This window comes from Methylocaldum sp. (assembly GCF_039794385.1).
Classification (GTDB): domain Bacteria; phylum Pseudomonadota; class Gammaproteobacteria; order Methylococcales; family Methylococcaceae; genus Methylocaldum.
In genome coordinates, this window is record NZ_JBDIVO010000357.1 from 1 (window position 1) to 4,646 (window position 4,646).

Here is a 4,646-nt window from a genome sequence, read left to right on the forward strand (position 1 = left end):
CGATTCCGCCGGCCGAGCCGAGCGTCTCGGCCAAAAGATCGTTCAGCGAGACTGTGCGGGGAGCGAAGAATATCTGGGTGAACTCCACCGCGACCGCGACCGCGAGGCAGAACACGAAGATCGACAGCGCCGTCAGGTGACGCAGTGCCCCGGTCGACCGTATGCCGACGCCCCATGCGCAGCCCAGGAACGACAACGGCACATAGAGCACGATGTTGGCCACCCAGTCGGCCCTCGATTCGATACCCAGGTCCAGATACTGAATGGCGGAGAACTGTTTGACTGCCTCATCGAACGTGTAGGCGCGATACTCGAAAGGCACCAGGCTTCCGTACACAACGAAAACCAGGTAGACCAGGAACGCGAAGAAGGCGTGGCGACGGTCGGCTGTGGGCATGCTCATCGGTCGGATATCAAGCTCGTCAGGTGCTGGAGAAAGGCCGGTGGTAATATTCGGGCAGCAACAGGGGAAACCGTACGCCGCATTTCGTTTTTGTTCAATCGCGATGCGGTCTTTTTCGATTTGCTGACTGTATCAGTGAAAAGCTGCGCCGGTAAGAATCCTTATTCCATGCGACATGCAAGTGAACATTAATCGTAGGGTGGGTTAGCGGAGCGTAACCCACCAATTCGAGGCCGCGCGGCCTAACCCACCATCGATGGGTTTCGCTTCGCTCTACCCATCCTACAAAATGAATGCCTTATCGAAGGCGATTTGGAGTTACTGCGCGTTTTTCGGCGCGGATCGGCCTATGCGAAATTTCGTACAGAGCCCATTGGATCGGAATCGATATGAAAGACACCCAAAAAACCTGGACGCCGCAACGCCTGGCTGAATGGGAGCAAACCCGAGCGCGCGGGAAACGCCGCTTCGTTTGGACTCATGGCGTGCTGCAATGGGGCGGGTTCATGTTTGTCTTTTCTACCGTGGTGTATCAACACCAGGTGTTCGGCGATATCTTCAGCACCCAGGGCAATCTTCCGTTTCGTCTGATGCTGGGCGCCCTGGTTTGGACCTTCGTGGGTTATCTCTACGGCCGGTCGAAGTGGCAGCGCAACGAGCGGGAATATGCGGAACAGACGAAGTCGCGGAACAAGGGGACGTTCGTTTCCTGAATTTCACTCGGGCTTGCCGAGGGCCCGTGGTGGGGTGGGGTGGGTGCGCCCGGACCATCCGCGCAACCCAGCAAGCCAGGCGTGCGCCGTAACCCATCAAAGCGAGCGTCAAGGCCACCGAGCGTTGCTTTCGTGGGTTACGGCGCACTTGAAGCGCAGTGATCAACGGCCGGGCGGTGCGGGAGTGCGCGTAATTCCATTCGGCATTCGAGTGAACACTCATCGTAGGGTGGGTTAGCGGAGCGTAACCCACCGATTCGAGGTCGCTCGGTGGGTTACGGCCTCGCGGCCTAACCCACCCTACGAAATCCCGGTTTCCTGAGCCCGCCGAAAAGAGCCGTGTCGCTAGGCAGTACGCATTGCGTATCGTTTCAAACTCTGCGCAGAGATTAATCAAAACTTGCATAGCCGCCCCCCATGCCCTGCGGTTTCCGCATCCAGCAAATAATTGGGGCCGGCCGGTTTGCAGCCGCCTTCCACCGGATCGTCCGCGAGCAGCATCGGCGTATCCAGGTCGACCCATTGAAAGCCGCCGAGTCCCGCCGCGAAATGCGCGCTGAAGCCCATGGCCAACCGAGTTTCGACCATGCCGCCGATCATGAGGTCCAGCCCGCCGGCGCGGGCGATGGCGGCGATTTCGAGCGCCCGGACCACGCCGCACTTGACCAGCTTGATGTTGATCACCTGGGCCAGGCGGTCCCGTACGATTCGGAAAGCATCCTCTGGCGTCCTGCAGGATTCGTCGGCGGCCACCGGTACGCCGGCTTCGCGGGCAAGCTTTGCGAGACCGTCCCAATCCTCTCGCGCGACGGGCTGTTCGAGCAGCGCGGGCTCGATGCCGGCGAGGCGAAGTTCCCTTAGCAGGGCGAAGACTTCGTCGGACGAATAGCCGGCATTGGCATCGAGAATCAAACGGCTGCTCGGATGCCCGCGCCTGATGGCCAGGAGCCGGCCGATATCGTCGGAGCGATCGAGGCCGATCTTGACCTTGAGGATTTCGAAACCTTCGCCGCGGTATTGCCGGGCCAGAATTTCCGCGTCCTCGGCGGCGCAAATGGGTATGGTGATGTCGGTGGCGAGCCGGTTTTGAAACCCGCCGAAAAACCGGAACAGCGGAATTCCGCAATGGCGCGCCAAGGCATCGATTAGCGCCATCTCGATGCCGGCCCGGACCGACGGGAAGTTCGGGACGCGTTCGAGGAGTTCCGCCGAGATCCGCCGCCATTCCCCGGCGTGTCGTCCCTTCAAGCGGCCGGCCTCCTGCTTCAGCGCGTCCAGCGCGATCGCCTGATCCTCGGCCGTTACGGGAGGCAAGGTCGAGGTCTCGCCCCATCCTTCCGATCCATCCGCGAGCGTGACTTGCACCGCGACGTTGCGGACGCGATCGAGTCTCGACGAGGCGATGGTGAACGGTGCGATCAGGGGCACGTCGAGTTTGTGGATATCGACTCGTCTGATTTCGAGGTCTTTGTTCATGGCGTCGTTCGCTGCCTATGTTCGCATTGGGGGCATTATAGGCAGGACTTAGGAAGAATCGCCGTCAAAAGCGCCCCGTCGGACCCGATATGTCGGCAAGGGATTGCCGACCTACGAATTTCTGCCTCGTGTCGAGCCATTATAGGTCAGTAGGTCGGCAACCCCTTGCCGACACACCGGTTTGCCTCTGGATCGATCGGGACACTTCCGGGTCTCAATTCGTTCAAAAGCTGACCGATGCCGTGACCCGTACCTGCCGCGGCATGACCGGATGTTTGAGAACGCCGTCGACCCCCTCGGGCGGTTCGCCCGGAAGTCGCGAGGTGTAGTAGTAGGCGATATCGTTGCTTTTCGAATCGAACAGGTTGAAGACGTCCACGGCAAGTTTCAGTTGCCGGTATTGATAGCCCGCGCCGAGATTGACCAGGGTCGTGTCGCCCGCGTCGACGCTGCCGTCCTCCGTGAGCGGCACGTGACCGAAGTGGCGCAGCCTCACCGTGGCGAAAAAGTTGTAAGGCAGTTCGGCGACCGCACCGGCGCTGATGACCCGACCCACGGAATTGGGAATGTCGTTGGCGCCGCGCGGCGCGTCCCGATAGCTGGCCGAAGTGAAGGCGAAATCGGCGTCCAGGGTCAGCCAGTCGACCGGCTTGTAGAAATTGGTCCACTCGACTCCGTAGCGTTCGCTTTTACCGGTGGGCTCGGTGGTGCCGGCGTCTCCGGCGAACACCAGTTCCGAGTCGGACTCCAGCCACCACACCGCGAGGGTGGTGTTGAGTCCTTTCACGTACTGACTCCGTATGCCGCCTTCGGCGCCCCGTTGCTTGGCCAGCGGCGGCACGCTGCTTTGCGGAAGCGTGGGGTCGGTGGGGTCGGCTCGCGTGGTCACGCCGCGGGCGTCGTTGGAGTGAAAGCCGTAGCCCAGGTTGACGAAGAATTCGGTATCTTGCCAGGGGCCGAAGATCAGACTGAGCTTGGGGCTGACGATGGAAGCGGTCTCGCTGCCGGAATTTTGCGGGATAAGACGGTCGGCCACGTCGAAGAAAAAGGTGTCGCTTCTGAGCCCGGCCACGGTGCGGAATTTCGGTAGCCAGTGGGTCTGGTTGCTGAAGTAGAACGAGAGGCTGGTTTCGTCCACATCGCCCCGGCTGACCGACCCGATGGTGCGGCGCCGTTCGGTACGGTTCAGGGTCAGGTCCATGATGGCATCGTGCCGGACCTGGAAACCCAGCGTGTTGTCCATATCCAAGCCGAACCACCGGTTGAACCAGGTCTGCTCTCCGCTGCCGCCCACGATCACGCGTCGTTCCTTCTGGCCGATTTGATCGCCGTGGACGGGGTCGTCGAGAAAACCGGTGAAATTGGAGAACAGGGCGACATCGTAGTAAGCCGCGTACACGTTAAGCTGATTCTTGTACGAATCGCCGCGGCTCCAGAAGTCGCCGGATAGGCTGTAGCGGTCGGTCTTGCCGGCATCGCTGGGGTCCATTGTTCCGTAAAGATCGATTTGCCCGGATTGCACGGCGCGTTCCGGGATCTGATTGGTGGCGTTCCATTGGGCGCGATAGGCCTTGCCGTGCAGCGCCAGTCCCCAATCTTCACGGTCGATGGTATAGCGCAACATGCCGTTGAACTTGTCGAGTTCTTCCGGCCGCTTCCAGGGACCGTCATTGAAGTTGACTTCGGCGGCGTAGAGGAGATCGCCCGTTCCCAGCGCGTTCGAGTTCGCCGCCACGACGCGGTAATAGTCGTATTCGCCGCCGGTGAACTTCACGAATCCTTGCGGCAGCCGGTGCAGGGTGTGCATGCGCGCATAGCCCGCGGAGGAAAAATCGCCCACGTCGGCGTAGTAAGGCCCCTTGCCGTATTCCACCCGGTCCACCAGTTCCGGAATGATGCCGTTCAGATCCAGATAACCCTGCCCGTGAGCGTGGGTGGGCAGGTTCATGGGGACGCCGTCCACGGTGACGCTGAAGTCGGTGCCATGGTCCAGGTTGAAGCCGCGCAGGAAATACTGGTTCGCCTTGCCGGTGCCGCTGTGCTGGGTGGCGAGG

General features: G+C 60.9%; 4 protein-coding genes. 1 reads left to right on the plus strand and 3 read right to left on the minus strand.

Annotated features, from left to right (window positions below; all coding sequences use genetic code 11):
• A partial coding sequence (locus ABJK70_RS20620; protein ID WP_347258956.1) for a VanZ family protein occupies window positions 1–403 on the minus strand: 403 nt, incomplete at its 3' end.
• Between the two features lie 389 nt (window positions 404–792).
• On the opposite strand from ABJK70_RS20620, the gene ABJK70_RS20625 reads away from it, so the two are divergent.
• The gene (locus ABJK70_RS20625; RefSeq protein WP_347258957.1) at window positions 793–1,116 is read left to right on the plus strand and encodes a hypothetical protein; all 324 of its coding nucleotides are present in this window, start codon (window positions 793–795) and stop codon (window positions 1,114–1,116) included.
• 393 nt (window positions 1,117–1,509) lie between these two features.
• On the opposite strand, the gene ABJK70_RS20630 is transcribed toward ABJK70_RS20625, so the two are convergent.
• Both ABJK70_RS20630 and ABJK70_RS20635 read right to left on the minus strand, forming a co-directional pair.
• Window positions 1,510–2,592 carry a dipeptide epimerase gene (locus ABJK70_RS20630; protein ID WP_347258958.1) on the minus strand — a complete coding sequence of 361 codons (1,083 nt, stop codon included), beginning with the start codon at window positions 2,590–2,592 and terminating at the stop codon, window positions 1,510–1,512.
• 223 nt (window positions 2,593–2,815) lie between these two features.
• Window positions 2,816–4,646 (minus strand): TonB-dependent receptor (locus ABJK70_RS20635; RefSeq protein WP_347258959.1); only part of this gene is annotated, 1,831 nt, incomplete at its 5' end.